The sequence below is a fragment of the Streptomyces sp. NPDC020780 genome, assembly GCF_044334475.1.
Classification (GTDB): Bacteria; Actinomycetota; Actinomycetes; order Streptomycetales; family Streptomycetaceae; genus Streptomyces.
Window position 1 is genome coordinate 356,317 of sequence record NZ_JBIRTB010000002.1, and the last position, 16,199, is coordinate 372,515.

General features: G+C 71.5%; 13 protein-coding genes. 5 read left to right on the plus strand and 8 right to left on the minus strand.

The annotated features are described in order from the left end of the window. Window positions 1–32 precede the first annotated feature (32 nt). Window positions 33–1,247, minus strand: a complete 1,215-nt coding sequence (locus tag ACH4VO_RS04905) for a transposase (protein WP_360987770.1) — start codon at window positions 1,245–1,247, stop codon at window positions 33–35. Between the two features lie 282 nt (window positions 1,248–1,529). On the opposite strand from ACH4VO_RS04905, the gene ACH4VO_RS04910 reads away from it, so the two are divergent. Beyond that, complete coding sequence (locus ACH4VO_RS04910) at window positions 1,530–1,715, plus strand: hypothetical protein (RefSeq protein ID WP_360987768.1); 186 nt, start codon at window positions 1,530–1,532, stop codon at window positions 1,713–1,715. Between the two features lie 44 nt (window positions 1,716–1,759). Here the strand turns inward: ACH4VO_RS04910 and ACH4VO_RS04915 are convergent, their stop codons facing one another. Next, a complete protein-coding gene (locus ACH4VO_RS04915; protein ID WP_069172856.1) occupies window positions 1,760–2,167 on the minus strand; it encodes a RidA family protein in 408 nt (135 codons plus the stop codon). 128 nt (window positions 2,168–2,295) lie between these two features. Between ACH4VO_RS04915 and ACH4VO_RS04920 the strand changes: the two genes are divergently transcribed. Continuing rightward, window positions 2,296–2,676, plus strand: a complete 381-nt coding sequence (locus tag ACH4VO_RS04920) for a helix-turn-helix domain-containing protein (protein WP_360987765.1) — start codon at window positions 2,296–2,298, stop codon at window positions 2,674–2,676. 245 nt (window positions 2,677–2,921) lie between these two features. Here the strand turns inward: ACH4VO_RS04920 and ACH4VO_RS04925 are convergent, their stop codons facing one another. The 3 genes from ACH4VO_RS04925 to ACH4VO_RS04935 are packed head-to-tail and all read right to left on the minus strand — an operon-like array spanning window position 2,922 to window position 6,083. After that, the gene (locus ACH4VO_RS04925; RefSeq protein ID WP_360987763.1) at window positions 2,922–3,755 is read right to left on the minus strand and encodes a sugar phosphate isomerase/epimerase family protein; all 834 of its coding nucleotides are present in this window, start codon (window positions 3,753–3,755) and stop codon (window positions 2,922–2,924) included. Beyond that, window positions 3,752–4,894, minus strand: coding sequence for a dihydrodipicolinate synthase family protein (locus ACH4VO_RS04930; RefSeq protein ID WP_360987761.1), 1,143 nt, complete (start codon window positions 4,892–4,894; stop codon window positions 3,752–3,754). Before ACH4VO_RS04930 ends, ACH4VO_RS04925 begins: the two co-directional genes overlap by 4 nt. A 37-nt stretch (window positions 4,895–4,931) precedes the next feature. Beyond that, window positions 4,932–6,083 carry a Gfo/Idh/MocA family oxidoreductase gene (locus ACH4VO_RS04935; RefSeq protein ID WP_360987759.1) on the minus strand — a complete coding sequence of 384 codons (1,152 nt, stop codon included), beginning with the start codon at window positions 6,081–6,083 and terminating at the stop codon, window positions 4,932–4,934. Between the two features lie 108 nt (window positions 6,084–6,191). Between ACH4VO_RS04935 and ACH4VO_RS04940 the strand changes: the two genes are divergently transcribed. The 3 genes from ACH4VO_RS04940 to ACH4VO_RS04950 all read left to right on the plus strand — a co-directional run bounded on the left by ACH4VO_RS04940 (window position 6,192) and on the right by ACH4VO_RS04950 (window position 10,051). After that, the gene (locus ACH4VO_RS04940) at window positions 6,192–7,253 is read left to right on the plus strand and encodes a LacI family DNA-binding transcriptional regulator (protein WP_360987757.1); all 1,062 of its coding nucleotides are present in this window, start codon (window positions 6,192–6,194) and stop codon (window positions 7,251–7,253) included. A gap of 58 nt (window positions 7,254–7,311) precedes the next feature. Further along, complete coding sequence (locus ACH4VO_RS04945) at window positions 7,312–8,100, plus strand: sugar phosphate isomerase/epimerase family protein (protein ID WP_360987755.1); 789 nt, start codon at window positions 7,312–7,314, stop codon at window positions 8,098–8,100. A 124-nt stretch (window positions 8,101–8,224) separates the two neighbouring features. Further along, window positions 8,225–10,051, plus strand: a complete 1,827-nt coding sequence (locus ACH4VO_RS04950; protein WP_360987753.1) for a glycoside hydrolase family 3 protein — start codon at window positions 8,225–8,227, stop codon at window positions 10,049–10,051. 71 nt (window positions 10,052–10,122) lie between these two features. Here the strand turns inward: ACH4VO_RS04950 and ACH4VO_RS04955 are convergent, their stop codons facing one another. The 3 genes from ACH4VO_RS04955 to ACH4VO_RS04965 all read right to left on the minus strand — a co-directional run bounded on the left by ACH4VO_RS04955 (window position 10,123) and on the right by ACH4VO_RS04965 (window position 16,071). Next, window positions 10,123–11,610: a S28 family serine protease gene (locus ACH4VO_RS04955; RefSeq protein ID WP_360987751.1), complete on the minus strand. Its 1,488-nt coding sequence runs from the start codon at window positions 11,608–11,610 to the stop codon at window positions 10,123–10,125. A gap of 77 nt (window positions 11,611–11,687) precedes the next feature. Beyond that, window positions 11,688–12,122 (minus strand): hypothetical protein, encoded by a 435-nt coding sequence (locus ACH4VO_RS04960; RefSeq protein WP_360987749.1) that lies wholly within the window; start codon window positions 12,120–12,122, stop codon window positions 11,688–11,690. Window positions 12,123–12,240: 118 nt separating this feature from the next. Continuing rightward, window positions 12,241–16,071 carry an ABC transporter ATP-binding protein gene (locus ACH4VO_RS04965; RefSeq protein ID WP_360987747.1) on the minus strand — a complete coding sequence of 1,277 codons (3,831 nt, stop codon included), beginning with the start codon at window positions 16,069–16,071 and terminating at the stop codon, window positions 12,241–12,243. Window positions 16,072–16,199: the final 128 nt, after the last annotated feature.

Genomic DNA, 16,199 nt, shown 5'->3' on the forward strand with positions numbered 1-16,199 from the left:
CTCCTCCCCCTCGTGAACGAAGGGGCTTCTCGCTATGCCTGGTTGGCGTCGCGACGGACCAGCCCGGCCCGTAGAACGTTGACAGCTCCGACTGTGTCTGCGTGCGCGGTGTGGCCGCACGAGACGCAGTGGAACTTTTCCTGTGTGAGCCGGTTCTCCTTCGCGGTGTGCCCGCATTCGGGACACCGCCGGGAGGTGTTGCGGGGGTCCACGGCGATCACTTCCCGTCCGGCGCTCTCAGCCTTGGCGTGCAGGATCGTCAGGAACACCCCCCATCCGGCATCGGAGATCGACCTGTTGAGCCCGGCCTTGGCGGCGGCCCCGTTGGACAGAAACGCACCTGCCCGGCCGGGGTCGGGCCTGGGTGCGGGGGCCTTGTTCATGTTGCGGATCGTGAGGCCTTCGTGCGCGATGAAGTCGTGTGCGCGGACCAGACTCAGCGCGGTCTTGTGGGCGTGGTCGAGCCGCTGACGCCGGACCTTGCCGTGGAGCTGGGCGACCCTCTCCACGGCCCGCTGGTGGTTGGCGGTACGGTCCGTGGCCTTGCGGCACGGGAAACGGGACAGGGCCTGCTGCGCCGCCTCGAGTTTCGCGGCCGCACGACGGCCGTGGCGCGGGTTGGCCACGAAGGCGCCGTTCGAGTCGGCGAGGAAGTTCGCGATGCCCAGATCGATCCCGGCCACCGAGCCGGTCGCGGGCAGCGGTTCGGGCCGCTCCTGTTCGGCGGTGAGCACGACGAACCATTTTCGGCCCTCGCGCTTGACCGACACCGTCTTGACGCGGCCGAGGACCGGGCGATGCTGGTTGACCTTCACATGCCCGACGCCCTGGAAGCGGACGCGGGTCACCGGGTCGTGCGGGGAGGAGTTCCAGCGGCAGCCGTCCCCGTCCTTGGGGAAGTCCACCGTGTCGAACCGGTCCACCCCGCGAAAACGCGGATAGCCCGGGGTGTCCCCGGCCTTGATCCGGCGGAAGAACGCGGCAAACGCCCTGTCGAGACGACGAAGCGTTGCCTGCTGGCTGGAGAACGACCAACGCCCCTGACGCTCCGGATCGAACCCCCGGATCCCCTTGAGCTGCGCCGACTGCATCCCATAGGTGATGCCGGTCTTCGAGACGTGCCGCCAGGCATCACGGCGCTCCTGCAACGCCCCGTTGTAGAGCGAACAGTGATCACGCAGCATCTCGCCCAGCGCGATCGCCTGGCCCACGGTGGGCCGCATGAGGAATTTGTACGCGCGGATCATCCGGCCCACCCCCCTTCCGGTCCGGCTCCGTTGATCACAGTACCTTCGGTGGATGTCGCCAAGCCGACAAATCCACCCGGACATTCGTTCGAGTGGTCATCACGTCGCGTCACTCCGGGCGCAGAGAACTCCGGCGCTGCGCGCCTCCGGGCCAAGGATGCGTTCCCCTCCCCAGCTGAAGCCGGGGATACCCACGCAAGGCCAGGGATGGTGCCGCACTGCGACGTCCATCCGTTCCAGTTCGCCTACAGCCGGGGCGGGTTCGCACGGACGTGCTTCAACATGGGCGATCGCCGCGAATCACGCCGGAGCGGAGATCTCCTGGTACGCGAGCTGCTCGAAGCCGGGATCATCGGCCGGGACACACCGGCGTACGAGGCCGATCCCGGTTTCAACGCCGGCGGAACGCTCACGCTCCGGATCATCGCCGACCACTTCGAGCTGCCCTCGCCACCGCTGCTCAGGTGAGCCGGATGACTCCCGCAGTCCCCCACGGGAGTCATCACATCCGGTCAGTCGAGCATCGCCGTGGCCTCGACCTCGACCAGGTGCTCGGGGACGTCCAGTGCGGCGACACCCAGAAGCGTGGCCGGCGCAGCGGGAGTGGTCCCCAGCCGGGCGGACGCCCGGGAGATGCCCTCCAGAAGCAGAGGCATCTTCTCCGGCGTCCAGTCGACGACGTGGACGTTCAGCTTCGCCACGTCGTCGAAGGAGGCGCCGACACCCGCCAGGGCGGTGGCGACGTTGACGTAACACTGCTCGACCTGGGCCGCCAGGTCGCCTTCACCGACCGTGACGCCGTCGGCGCCCCAGGCGACCTGTCCGGCGACGAAGACCAGCTTCGAACCCGTCGCGACCGACACCTGCCGGTAGACGTCGATCTCTGGCAGTCCTGCGGGGTTCGTCAGGGTGATGGCCATGCTGTCCGCCTCCTTGCCGCGCGGCCCGCCAGGGGCCGTCGCGCACTCTCTTGTGGTTACTGGATAACCGTAGGAGAGTGTGTGCTGACGTGGAAGAACGCACTTCTTTGTGACAGGGGAACCAGAAGGTGACCAAGCAATTCGACGGCTCCCCCGAGGAACAGGCCGACCTGCGGCGCGCGGACTCGCTGGCGCGGGAGATCTTCTCGGACGTCGCCAACAAATGGGCGCTCCTGATCATCGAAGCCCTGGGCGACCGCACCCTGCGCTTCAGTGAGCTGCGGAGCGCCGTCGAGGGGATCAGCCACAAGATGCTCACCCAGAACCTGCGCATGCTGGAGCGCAACGGGCTGGTGGACCGGACGGTACACCCCACCGTGCCGCCCAAGGTCGAGTACGCCCTCACGGAGCCGGGCCGGGCCCTGCGGAGGACGGTCGACGTGATGTGCGAGTGGACACAGCGCAACCTCGCCCACATCGAAGCGTCCCGCCGCGACTTCGACGGCTGACCGGGGCGGGCGCGGCGAAGCCGGATCCCCGGCGTCGGCGGTACGGCGGTACGGCGGTACGGCGGTACGGAAAGCGGAATGGGGCCCGGCCCACAGGCCGGACCCCCCTCGCTCTCCCCCTCCGTCGGGCTTCCCGTTCCCCCCGGACCCCTCCCCGGAAGTCCCGACGCCGAATATGACCGGGCAGGGTGCGGAAAGGTTGCACGCCTTGACGGTCTCTTTGCCCAACTCCCCCCACAGGCCTCTCAGCAGGCGTGTTCCAGGTAGCGGGCGGCCACTTCGGCCACCACGTCGGCGCCGTCGCGGGCCCAGAGGCCCTCGTTGAAGATCTCGACCTCGATGGGCCCGTCGAATCCGGTCGCCTCGACCTGGCGGCGCATCGCACGGAAGTCCACGCACCCGTCGCCGAGTTGGCCGCGGCCCACGAGCACGCCCGCCGGAAGCGGAGTGATCCAGTCGGCGAGCTGGAAGGAGTGGATCCGGCCGGCCGCGCCCGCCCGGGCGATCTGGGCGGGCGCCTGGTCGTCCCACCAGACGTGGTAGGCGTCCACGACCACGCCGACCTGTTCGGCGGGGAAGCGTTCCGCCAGGTCCAGCGCCTGGGACAGTGTGGAGACCACACAGCGGTCCGAGGCGAACATCGGGTGCAGCGGCTCGATGGCCAGACGTACGCCCCGCTCCCGTGCGTACGGGGCCAGCTCGCCCAGAGCGTCGGCGATCCTCTCCCGGGCGCCGTACAGGTCCTTGTCCCCGGCGGGGAGCCCCCCGGAGACCAGGACCAGGGTGTCGGTGGACAGGCCGGCCGCCTCGTCGACGGCCGCACGGTTGTCGTCCAGGGCGCGGGCGCGTTCGGCGGGGTCGGTCGCCGTGAGGAAGCCGCCCCGGCAGAGGCTGGTGACGGTGAGGCCGGCGTCCTTCATCAGCTGTCCGGCGCGCTCGACGCCGTACTCCCGCACCGGGGCCCGCCACAGGCCGACCTGGCCGATGCCCGCCATGGCGCAGCTCTCGACGAGCTCGGGCAGGGACAGCTGCCGGACCGTCTCCTGATTGAGGGACAGGCGGGAGAGTCCGGTGTTCATCGGCTACCTCCGTGGACGCCCAGCAGGGCGCGCATCCGGGACTCGGCCAGCTCGGGGTCGGGGAACAGGCCGAGCCGGTCGGCCAGTTCGTACGCCGTCGCCAGGTGCGGCAGCGAACGCGCGGACTCCAGGCCGCCGACCATCGTGAAGTGGTCCTGGTGGCCCGCCAGCCAGGCGAGGAACACCACGCCCGTCTTGTAGAAGCGCGTCGGCGCGCGGAAGAGGTGGCGGGACAGCTCGACCGTGGGGTCCAGGACGGCGCGGAATCCTTCGACGTCCCCCGTGTCCAGCATCCGTACCGCGTGGGCGGCCAGCGGGCCCAGCGGGTCGAAGATGCCGAGCAGGGCGTGGCTGAAGCCCCGGTCGTCGCCCGCGATCAGCTCCGGGTAGTGGAAGTCGTCGCCGGTGTAGCAGCGCACCCCGCCGGGCAGGCGGCGCCGCACGTCGATCTCGCGTCCGGCGTCCAGGAGCGAGATCTTGATGCCGTCGACCTTGTCCGGGTGTTCGGCGATGACCTCGAGGAACGTGCCGGTGGCGGCGTCGAGGTCGGCGGAACCCCAGTACCCCTCCAGAGCCGGGTCGAACATCGGGCCGAGCCAGTGCAGGACGACCGGTTCCGTGGCCTGGCGCAGCAGGTGGGCGTACGTCTCCAGGTAGTCCTCGGGGCCGCGGGCCGCGGCGGCCAGCGCGCGGGAGGCCATCAGGACGGCCCGGGCGCCGCTCTCCTCGACCAGGGCGAGCTGCTCCTCGTACGCGGCGCGCACCTCGGCGAGCGTCGCCGGGCCGGTGAGCTGGTCGGTGCCCACGCCGCACGCGAGTGCGCCGCCCACCGACTTCGCCTCGGCGGCCGAACGCCGGATCAGTTCGGCTGCCCCCGACCAGTCCAGGCCCATGCCCCGCTGCGCCGTGTCCATCGCCTCGGCGACGCCCAGGCCGTGGGACCAGAGGTGGCGGCGGAAGGCGAGGGTGGCGTCCCAGTCGACGGCGGCGGGGTCGTCGGGGCTGATGTCGGCGTAGGGGTCGGCGACCACGTGGGCGGCGGAGAAGACCGTACGGGAGGCGAGCGGTCCGCCGCCCGGGGTGAGGTCGAGGGGGGTGCTGCGGGGTTCGTACGGGCCCTGCGGGAGGTGGATCGTCACGGGATCAGCTCCGGTGCTCCGGGGATGGCGGGGGCGGTCACAGGGTCAGCTCCGGTACGTCGAGGCGGCGGCCCTCGGCGGAGGACCTGAGGCCGAGCTCGGCCAGCTGGACACCGCGGGCACCGGCCATCAGGTCCCAGGTGTAGGGCTCGTCGAGGACGATGTGGCGGAGGAACAGCTCCCACTGGGCCTTGAAACCGTTGTCGAAGACGGCGTTGTCGGGGACTTCCTGCCACTGGTCGCGGAACGGCTCGGTGACCGGGAGGTCGGGGTTCCAGACCGGCTTGGGGGTGGCCGAGCGGTGCTGGACACGGCAGTTGCGGAGTCCCGCGACGGCGGAGCCGTGGGTGCCGTCGACCTGGAACTCGACGAGTTCGTCGCGGTTGACGCGGACCGCCCAGGAGGAGTTGATCTGGGCGATGGCGCCGCCGGCCAGCTGGAAGGTGCCGTACGCGGCGTCGTCGGCGGTGGCGGCGTAGGGCTTGCCGTGCTCGTCCCAGCGCTGCGGGATGTGGGTCCGTACGTGCGCGGAGACGCTGGTGACCTGACCGAACAGCTCGTGCAGGACGTACTCCCAGTGCGGGAACATGTCGACGACGATGCCGCCGCCGTCCTCCGCGCGGTAGTTCCAGGACGGCCGCTGGGCTTCCTGCCAGTCGCCCTCGAAGACCCAGTAGCCGAACTCGCCGCGCACGGAGAGGATCTCGCCGAAGAAGCCGCCGTCGATGAGGCGCTTCAGCTTCAGCAGGCCGGGCAGGAAGATCTTGTCCTGGACGACGCCGTGCTTGATCCCGGCGTCGCGGGCGAGGCGGGCCAGTCCGAGGGCGCCCTCGACGTCGGTGGCGGTGGGCTTCTCGGTGTAGATGTGCTTGCCCGCGGCGATCGCCTTCTTGATCGCCTCGACGCGGGCCGAGGTGACCTGGGCGTCGAAGTAGATGTCGATCGAGTCGTCGGCGAGCACCGCGTCCAGGTCGGTCGACCACTCGGTCAGGCCGTGCCGGGCGGCGAGTGCCTCCAGAGCGGGGGCGCGGCGGCCGACGAGGACGGGCTCGGGCCACAGCACCTCGCCGTCGCCGAGGTCGAGGCCGCCCTGCTCGCGGATCGCGAGGATCGAGCGCACCAGGTGCTGCCGGTATCCCATGCGTCCCGTGACGCCGTTCATGGCGATGCGCACTGTCCTGCGTGTCACGAAGTTCCTCCATACCGCCGTAGCAAGCGCTTTCTATGAGGGATGACGCTAGCCTGCCGACTGCGGCCCGGACAAGAGGGGCGCCCCACAACTCCTCGGAGGAGAGCGATGACAGTCACCCTGGCGGACGTGGCGGCTCGCGCCCGGGTGTCCCCGGCCACCGTGTCCCGCGTACTGAACGGCAACTACCCGGTGGCCACCTCCACGAGGGAGCGGGTCCTGCGCGCGGTGGACGATCTCGACTACGTGCTGAACGGCCCCGCCAGCTCCCTGGCCGCCGCCACGTCCGACCTCGTCGGGATCCTGGTCAACGACATCGCCGACCCGTTCTTCGGCATCATGGCGGGGGCCGCGCAGAGCGAGATCGGCGGACCCGGCGACGGAACGGGCCGCGCGGGCGGCGAGAAGCTCGCCGTCGTCTGCAACACCGGCGGCTCCCCCGAGCGCGAACTCACCTACCTCACCCTCCTCCAGCGCCAGCGCGCGGCCGCCCTCGTCCTCACCGGCGGCGCCCTGGAGGATTCCGGCCACCAGGCCGCCATGACCGCGAAACTGGCGAAACTCGCGGACGCGGGGACCCGGATCGTCTTCTGCGGGCGCCCCCCGCTGCCGGACTCCGACGCGGTCGTGGCCTCGCTGGCCTTCGACAACCGGGGCGGCGGCCGGGCCCTGACCGAGCACCTGCTCGGCCTCGGGCACCGCCGGATCGGATACGTCGCCGGGCCGCTGGAGCGCACCACGACCCGCCACCGCCTGGAGGGCCACCGCGAGGCGATGGAGGCGGCGGGGGTGCACGAGGACGGGGAGGGCCTCACCGTGCACGGACCGTACGACCGGCGCTCCGGTTACGACGCCACGCTGGAACTCCTGCGCCGGCAGCCCGGGGTGACGGCGATCGTCGCCGCCAACGACACGGTCGCCCTGGGCGCGAGCGCGGCGGTCCGGGAGCGCGGCCTCCGCATCCCCGAGGACATCTCCGTGGCCGGCTTCGACGACCTGCCGTTCTCGGTGGACGCGGGCCTGACGACCGTACGGCTGCCGCTGTTCGACGCCGGGGCGCGGGCGGGGCGGCTGGCGATGGGCAAGGAGGAGCCCCCACCCGGCGGCATCGCGACGATCCCGGCCGAGCTGACGGTGCGCGGGTCGACGGCGGCGCCCCGGGTGGGGTGAGGATTCCCCGCCCCGTACCTGGGTACCGGTTCACCCGCACCGACGAAAGGACACACACGTGAAGCTCGCTTTCTCGACCCTCGGAGTTCCGGGGACGCCGGTCGCCGAGGTGGTGCGGCTCGCCGCCGACCACGGGTACGCGGGGGTGGAGCTGCGCACGCACCCCGAGGAGCCGGTGCACACCGGGCTGACGCCCTCCGAACGGACTGCGGTGGCCGAGGAGTTCGCGAAGGGCGGGATCGAGATCCTGGCCCTCGCCGGATACGTACGGGTCGCCGCCGAGGGGGACGACGAAGCCGTCCTGACCGAGCTCGCCGCGCTCGTGGAACTGGCCCGCGACCTGGGGGCGGCGAACGTCCGCGTCTTTCCCGGTGGCGGCGACCGGGACTCCGCCGAGGCCGACGCCGACGCCGCCCGCCGACTGGGCGCCGCGGCTCCGCACGCCGCCGACCTGGGCGTACGCATCCTCCTGGAGACCCACGACTCGCACCGCGCCGGGGTGGACGTGGCCAGGGTCGTGGGCACGGTCGGCCACCAGCAGATCGGCGCCGTCTGGGACGTCATGCACACCTGGCTGGCGGGCGAGGAGCCGGTGGCCACGCACGCGGTGCTCGCCCCCCACCTCGGCTACGTCCAGGTGAAGGACATCGCGTCCGCCGAGGAGACCACACCGCTGGCACTGGGGGACGGGGTGCTGCCCCTGAAGGCGTGCCTGGACACACTGGACCCCGATGCCTGGGTCTGCTGGGAGTACGAGAAGCGCTGGTACCCGGCCGCCGCACCCCTGCCGGGGCTGCTGTCGATGGGTCGGGAGTATCTGCTGCGGCTCGGCGCGCCGAAGCAGTAGGCCGGGCGGGGACGCGGCGTGCGGCGCGTGTCCGGCTTTTTTCGGGTGATCCCCTTGACCGGAAGTTACTTTCCATATATCCGTACCTTCTTGGAAGTTTCTTTCAGTACCGGAAGGAGCTCACGTGCACCACCGCACCTCCAGACGCACCCTCCTCGCCGCCACCGCGGCCACCGTCGCCGCGGCCGCTACCGGAGTCGTCGCCGTTCCCGGCACCGCCCAGGCTGCCGGCCCCTCGTCCGACAGCGGCCTCAAGCGGCTCATCGCCCGGATGAGCCTCGAGGAGAAGGTCGGCCAGCTCTTCGTGATGCGGGTGTACGGGCACTCGGCCACCGCCCCCGACCAGGCGGACATCGACGCCAACCTCGCCGAGATCGGCGTCCGTACCGCCGCCGAGCTGATCTCCACGTACCACGTCGGCGGCATCATCTACTTCACCTGGGCGCACAACACCCGCGACCCGCACCAGATCGCCGATCTCTCCAACGGCATCCAGCGCGCCGGGCTCGCCGGACCGACCCCTCTGCCGCTCCTGATCTCGACGGACCAGGAGCACGGCATCGTCTGCCGCGTGGGCGAGCCGGCCACGCTCATGCCCGGCGCCATGGCACTCGGCGCCGGTGGATCCCGCTCCGACACACGCAAGGCGGCCCGGATCGCCGGGGCCGAGCTGGCCGCCCTCGGCATCCGGCAGAACTACGCGCCCGACGCCGACGTCAACGTGAACCCGGCCAACCCCGTCATCGGCGTGCGGTCCTTCGGCTCCGACCCCCGGTCGGTGGCCGCCCTGGTCGCCGCCCAGGTGAAGGGCTACCAGAGCGCGGGGATCGCCGCCACGGCCAAGCACTTCCCCGGCCACGGCGACACGAGCACCGACAGCCACACCGGTCTGCCCTCCATCCACCACACCCGGGAGCAGTGGGCGGAGCTGGACGCCCCGCCGTTCCGGGCCGCCGCCGCGGCGGGCATCGACTCGATCATGACGGCGCACATCGTCGTCCCCGCCCTGGACCCCTCGGAGGACCCGGCCACCCTCTCGCGCCCCATCCTCACCGGCATCCTGCGCGAGGAGCTCGGCTACGACGGCGTCGTGGTCACCGACTCGCTCGGCATGGAGGGTGTGCGCACGAAGTACGGCGACGAGCGCGTCCCCGTCCTGGCCCTGAAGGCCGGGGTCGACCAGCTGCTGAACCCGCCGGACCTCTCGGTCGCCTGGAACGCCGTCCTGGCGGCGGTGAAGAGCGGGGAGATCAGTGAGGCCAGGATCGAGGAATCGATCCTGCGCATCTTCCGGCTGAAGTCGAAGCTCGGGCTGTTCCGCGACCCCTACGTCACCCACGCGGGTGTGGACCGGACCGTCGGCACCCGGGCCCATCTGGCCACCGCCGACCGGATCGCCGAGCACACGACCACGCTGCTCGCCAACACCGGTGCGCTGCTGCCGCTCTCCCGCCGCTCGCACCGCGACCTCCTCGTGGTCGGAGCGGATCCCGCCTCACCGTCCGGTACGACGGGACCACCGACCACCACGCTCGCCGGCGCCTTCCAGGAGCTGGGGTTCTCGGCGACCGCCCTGTCCACGGGGACGGCTCCGTCGAAGGCGAGGATCGCGGAGGCGGTGGCGGCCGCGCAGGGCAAGGACGCGGTCGTCGTCGGGACGTACAACGTCTCGGCGACCAGCTCCCAGCGCACCCTGGTCAGCGCGCTCGCGGCCACCGGCGTCCCGGTGGTCACGCTCGCCCTGCGCAACCCGTACGACATCGCCCAGCTGACCGGTACGGGCTACGCGGCGAGCCTGGCCGCGTACTCCTGGACCGACGTCGAGCTGCGGGCTGCCGTCCGGGTCATCGCGGGGCGGGCGGAGCCGGTGGGCCGCCTGCCGGTTCCGGTGCAGCGCGCGGACGACCCGGCACGGACGCTGTACCCCGTCGGTTACGGCCTGTCCTACTGACGCGACCACGGGCCGGTCGAACCGGGTGAGGCCCACCCGGTTCGACCGGCCCGTCGACGTGCGGGGCCGTACTACGGCCTCAGCGAGCCCGGGTTCCTCTCGAGCTCCTGGTCCCGCTTGTCCAGCTTCGCGTCGAACTTCGCGAGCGGCTTCGCCTTCGCCGGGTCGGCCTCGACGGCCGCCGGCGCGACGCCGGCCCAGCGCAGGATGGCGGCGGTCGCCGTGGCCTTCTCGTCGGCGACGAGCCCGGCGACCTTGGAGCCGTGGTTGCCGCCCGGCACCGTGAAGACGTAGCTGTCACGGGCACCCCGGCCGAGGCGGAAGGGCTCGGCGCCCCACGGGTCGTTCCCGCCGTAGACGTACAGCATGTGCCTGGCGTTGTTCCGGACCCAGGTGTCCACGTCGCGCATCGCCGAGGGCTCGAACTTCATCGGGATGGAGCGCGGCACGAAGGTGCGGGGCGGCTGGTAGCCGTAGCGGCTGAGACCATCCAGCCACGGCTGCGCGATGTCGGGCGATCCGAGCTGGGTGCCCGCCTGGTAGTAGTACGGCGTGTACCGCTCCAGGCCCTGGTCGGCATAGGCGGAGAAGCCCGATATGCCGTCGATGGAGTCCCATATCTCCTGGTCGGTGGCGTTCGGGGCGTCGGCCGGGATGGCCTCGCAGTCGGAGAGCAGGCTGTACTGCCAGAACGCCCAGACGTAGTCCATGACGACGGCTTCGTACGCCTTGTCGAGCGATCCGACGGTGTCGAAGGTGAGGCTGTTCTCCGCGGCGTACGCCTCGAACTTCTCCTCCAGCGGGCCGCGGCGCACGAGCGCCTCGCGCTGGACACCGTTCAGCCGGTCGCGGCACTCCTTGGTGCCGACCTTCTCGAAGAACCGGTCGTAGGCCGAATCCTCCGTGTTCACCACGTCGTTGGGCGCGACGTAGGCGACGACGCCGTCCATGTCCTTCGGGTAGAACCGCTCGAAGTAGGTGGCCGTCATGCCGCCCTTGGAACCGCCGGTGGTCAGCCAGTTCTCGGAGTAGATCTTCTTCAGCGCCGTGAAGACCCGGTGCTGGTCGCTGGCGGCCTGCCAGATGTCGAGCTTCGACCAGTCGGCGGGGTCCGGGCGGGACGGGGTGAAGAAACGGTACTCCAGGGAGACCTGGTTGCCGTCGATGATCTGCGTCGGCTCGCTGCGGCTCGGGTTGGTCGAGACGTTGTAGCCGCTGGTGAAGAAGACAGTCGGGCGGGACGTGTCCTTGTGCAGCAGGGTGACGCGCTGCTGGAAGGTCCCCTTGGACGGGTCCCTGTGGTCGACCGGCTGGGTGTAGTTCAGGACGAAGAAGCGGTATCCGGGGTACGGCTTCTCCTCGACCAGACTCATGCCCGGGATGGCCAGGATGCGGTCCTTGATGTCCTCACTGCTGCTCTCGCCGCCGCTGCTGACGGAGCCGCTGCTCTGCTTCGCGGCCGGTTCCGCGGCGGTGGCCGCACCGGCCGAGGCTCCGGTCGCACTCGCTGTGCCGATGAGCACCGCCAGCGACAGAACCCCTGTGAGCGCCTTGCGCATGCACCCTCCCCTTGATTCACGACAGACGCCGTGAACCTAGCGGGGACAACACCCGCCACGCCAGACCCGGTTGCACCTCAGCAGAGGATCCATCCGGTGGAACCCGACGAACCGGCGACGGAACCGGAGGCGCGCACGCACCGGTTCAGGGCGTGGACGGTGACGGGTCCGGCCAGTGTGGTGAAGGTGCCGCTGTCCACGACCGCCCGGCCCCCGCGCGGCTGCAGCGACACCCGCATGGTGCGCCGCGCGCCCGGTTTCGCGGCGACCGCGACCGCGCAGGCGTAGGACCGGCTCTCGTAGACGCGCAGCGAGCCGGTGGCGAACGTCACCGTCTTGGCCAGCCGGCCGGAACACGCCGCCGCGGCCTGCGCGGGGGCCACGGCGGGGCCGCCCAGCACCAGGCCGGCGGAGCCGAGGAGCGGCAGCACGAACAGCGCCGCTCCCAGGCGCCGGCCCGCCGCCGGTCCCGCCGGCCGCGGCCGCTCCGATGCCCTCAGTCGTCCCGCCACTCGTCCACCCCACCCGCTCCGTCGGACCCTCGGGCCCTCACCGGGACCCACATGCGTACGGGTGTACGACGCGAAAGGGGGCCTGCGAGGTTGCGCGGATCCGGGGTGGACAACGGTGTCAGACCCTCACCGGTGCGTCCTCACCCAGGTCCTCCCCTATGAACGTGCGCCACAGCCGGGCGTAGTGGCCGTTCCTGGCGAGGAGTTCGTCGTGCGTGCCGTCCTCGGCGACCCGCCCGCCGTCCATCACCACGACCCGGTCCGCGCGGGCGGCCGTCGTCAGCCGGTGGGCGACGACGAGCGTCGTGCGACGGCCGGCGATCCGGTCGGTGGCCTGGTTGACCTGCGCTTCGCTGGCGAGGTCCAGGGAGGCGGTCGCCTCGTCGAGCAGCAGGATGTCGGGGTCGACCAGCTCGGCACGGGCGAGGGCGATCAGCTGGCGCTGGCCCGCGGAGAGGTTGCGGCCCCGCTCGGCGACCTCGTGCAGGTAGCCGCCCTCCAGGGTGGCGATCATCTCGTGGGCGCCGACCGCCCGGGCCGCCGCCTCCACCTGGGCGTCGGTGGCGTCCGGCAGGCCGTAGGCGATGGCGTCACGGACCGTTCCCGCGAAGAGGTAGGCCTCCTGGGGTACGACTCCGAGCCGGTGCCGGTACGCGGTCCGGTCCAGCGTGCGCAGATCCTTGCCGTCCGCCGTGACCCGCCCGCTCGTCGGGTCGTAGAAGCGGGCGACCAGCTTGACGAGCGTGGACTTGCCCGCGCCGGTCTCACCGACGAAGGCGACCGTCTGACCGGCCGGGATGCGCAGGTCGATACCGGTAAGGGCCTCCTCCTCGCCGTTGTACGCGAAGGACACGTCCTCGAAGGCGATCTCGCCGCGCAGCGAGGTCACGTCCTGCGGGGCCTCGTGGTCGGCGGTGGAGGTCGGCTCCCGCAGGAGCTCCTGGATCCGGCCGAGCGAGACCGTGGCCTGCTGGTAGCCGTCGAAGACCTGGGAGAGCTGCTGCACCGGGGCGAAGAACAGGTCGATGTAGAGGAGGTAGGCGACCAGCGCGCCCGTGGTCAGGGTGCCGTTGTCGACCCGGCCCGCCCCGACGATCAGCACGGCGGCCGCCGCGACCGAGGCCAGCAGCTGGACGAACGGGAAGTAGACGGAGATCAGCCACTGCCCGCGCACCCGGGCCTGGCGGTAGTGGTCACTGCGGGCCGCGAACCGCTCGGCGCCGTCGCGCTCACGACGGAACGCCTGCACGATCCGCAGCCCCGCGACGGACTCCTGGAGGTCGGCGTTGACGACGCTGATGCGTTCCCGGGCGAGTTCGTACGCCTTGACGCTCTTGCGGCGGAAGAAGAACGTGCCGACCACAAGCACCGGGAGGGTCGCGAAGACCACCAGGGCCAGCTGCACGTCCAGGACGAGCAGCACCACCGTGATGCCGAAGAAGGTGACCACGGAGACGAAGGCCGTGACCAGGCCGGTCTGCAGGAACGTGGACAGCGCGTCCACGTCCGTCGTCATCCGGGTCATGATCCGGCCGGTCAGCTCGCGCTCGTAGTAGTCGAGGCCGAGCCGCTGGAGCTGGGCGAAGATCTTCAGGCGCAGGGAGTACAGGACGCGTTCGCCCGTACGGCCCGTCATCCGGGTCTCACCGATCTGGGCCGCCCACTGGACGAGGACGGCGAGCAGGCCGAGTCCGGCCGCGGTCCAGACGGCGCCGAGCGCCATCCGCTGCACGCCGTCGTCGATGCCGTGCCGGATCAGAACCGGCAGCAGCAGGCCCATGCCCGCGTCGACGGCGACCAGCGCCAGGCTCACCAGCAGCGGCAGCCCGAAGCCGCGCAGCAGCCGGCGCAGGCCGTACGACTCCTCCGGGCGCACGGCGCTCGCCTCGTCGATGCCAGGCGTGTCGGTGGCCGGCGGCAGGGCCTCGACCTGGGCGAGGAGCTCGGGGGTGGCGGGCATACCGGCCGCCGCCGGGTCGCGCCGCTCCTCCTTGCGGATCCACAGCTCGGGGGTGATGCCGCGCTCGGCGTCGAACTCGGCGTCCAGTTCCTCCTGGAGCGCGCGGTCGTCCTCGGGCACGGCGTCACCGGCCGGCTGATGGCCCGGTGACGTGCCGCCCAGCTCGTCGGGATCGGTGAGCAGCCGCCGGTACAGCGCGCAGCGCTCCTCCAGCTCCGCGTGCGTGCCGATGTCGGCGAGCCGTCCCCGGTCGAGGACGGCGATGCGGTCGGCGAGGTTGAGGGTGGAACGGCGGTGCGCGATCAGCAGGGTGGTGCGGCCGGCCATGACCTGGGCCAGCGCCTCGTGGATCTCGTGCTCGACGCGGGCGTCGACGGCGGAGGTGGCGTCGTCGAGGAGGAGCAGGCGGGGGTCGGTGAGGATGGCGCGGGCGAGGGCGACGCGCTGGCGCTGTCCTCCGGACAGGGTGAGCCCGTGCTCGCCGACCTTGGTGTCGTAGCCCTCCGGCAGCTGGGAGACGAAGCCGTGGGCCTGGGCGGCACGCGCGGCCTGCTCGATCTGCTCCTGGGTGGCTTCCGGGTGTCCGTACGCGATGTTGGCGCGGACCGAGTCGGAGAAGAGGAAGCTGTCCTCGGGTACGAGCCCGATGGCGGCCCGCAGGGAGTCCTGGGTCAGCTCGCGGACGTCGTGGCCGCCGACGAGGACGGCACCGTGCGACACGTCGTAGAAGCGGGGCAGCAGGAGGGAGACGGTGGACTTGCCGCTGCCGGAGGCGCCGACGACGGCGACGGTCTCGCCGGGCTCGATGGTCAGGGAGAACCCGTCGAGCACGGGTCGCTCGCCCGCTCCGTCGCCCGGCTCGCCCTCACGGGAACCGGGGTCCGGCGCGCCGTAACCGAAGCGCACGTCGTCGAACTCGACGCTCGCCGGGGCGTCGGCCGGCAGCTCCTTCGTCCCGTCCTGCATGGAGGGCTCGGTGTCGATCAGCTCCAGGACGCGCTCCACGCCCGCACGGGCCTGCTGGCCGACGGTGAGGACCATGGCGAGCATCCGGACGGGGCCGACGAGCTGGGCGAGATAGGTGGAGAAGGCGACGAACGTACCGAGGGTGATCTCGCCCCGGGTGGCCAGCCAGCCGCCGAGGGCCAGCATCGCGACCTGGCCCAGCGAGGGGACGGCCTGCAGTGCGGGGGTGTAGCGGGAGTTCAGCCGGATGGTCCGCAGCCGCCCTGCGAAGAGCTTGCGCCCGACCTCGCGGAGCTTGCCCGTCTCCTGCTCCTCCTGCCCGAACCCCTTGACGACCCGGACACCGGAGACGGCCCCGTCGACCACGCCGGCCACGGCGGCGGCCTGGCTCTGGGCGTACCAGGTGGCCGGGAAGAGGCGGGCGCGGGAGCGGCGGGCTATGTACCACAGGGCGGGGGCGACGGCGAGGGCGACCAGGGTCAGCGGCAGCGACAGCCACGCCATGATCACCAGGGAGATGAGGAAGAGCAGGACGTTCCCGATGGTCATCGGGAGCATGAAGAGGAGTCCCTGGATCAGCTGGAGGTCGCTGGTGGCCCGCCCGACGACCTGGCCGGTGGACAGCTCGTCCTGCCGCTTCCCGTCGAGCCGGGTGAGGGTGCCGTACATCTCGGTCCGCAGATCGTGCTGCACGTCGAGGGCGAGCCGGCCGCCGTAGTAGCGGCGGACGTAGGTGGCGGCGTAGACGAGGACGGCGGCGACGACGAGCATCCCGGTCCAGAGACCGAGGGACCGGGTGTGGTTCACGACGACGTCGTCGATGATCACCTTGGTGATGAGCGGGACGAGGGCCATCACGGCCATGCCGGCCAGGGACGAACCCAGGGCCAGCAGGACGTTGCGCCGGTAGCGCCACGCGTATCCGGTCAGCCGCCGGGCCCACCCCGGCTGAGCCGTGCCCTTCTCCGCCGCGTCCTTCCGCCCCGCGTCCTTACGCTCCCCGTCCGCGCTCTCGCCCGCCATCGTGCCTCCCGCATGTCCCCGTACCGCCCGCTGGTCTACCGCCAGTCACCAACGCGGTCAGCTGCGGATTTCATCCCGCGGCAACAATTCTCGGCCCATGGACGGAGGCGGGGGCGGGTGGTCCTAGG

Bases quoted from the DNA above. Each gene is read 5' to 3' on its own strand.
- ACH4VO_RS04915 (WP_069172856.1), bottom strand. From the start codon at position 2,167: ATGGCCATCACCCTGACGAACCCCGCAGGACTGCCAGAGATCGACGTC.
- ACH4VO_RS04940 (WP_360987757.1), top strand. From the start codon at position 6,192: ATGACAGTCACCCTGGCGGACGTGGCGGCTCGCGCCCGGGTGTCCCCG.
- ACH4VO_RS04965 (WP_360987747.1), bottom strand. From the start codon at position 16,071: ATGGCGGGCGAGAGCGCGGACGGGGAGCGTAAGGACGCGGGGCGGAAG.
- ACH4VO_RS04955 (WP_360987751.1), bottom strand. From the start codon at position 11,610: ATGCGCAAGGCGCTCACAGGGGTTCTGTCGCTGGCGGTGCTCATCGGC.
- ACH4VO_RS04910 (WP_360987768.1), top strand. From the start codon at position 1,530: ATGGGCGATCGCCGCGAATCACGCCGGAGCGGAGATCTCCTGGTACGC.
- ACH4VO_RS04925 (WP_360987763.1), bottom strand. From the start codon at position 3,755: ATGAACACCGGACTCTCCCGCCTGTCCCTCAATCAGGAGACGGTCCGG.
- ACH4VO_RS04905 (WP_360987770.1), bottom strand. From the start codon at position 1,247: ATGATCCGCGCGTACAAATTCCTCATGCGGCCCACCGTGGGCCAGGCG.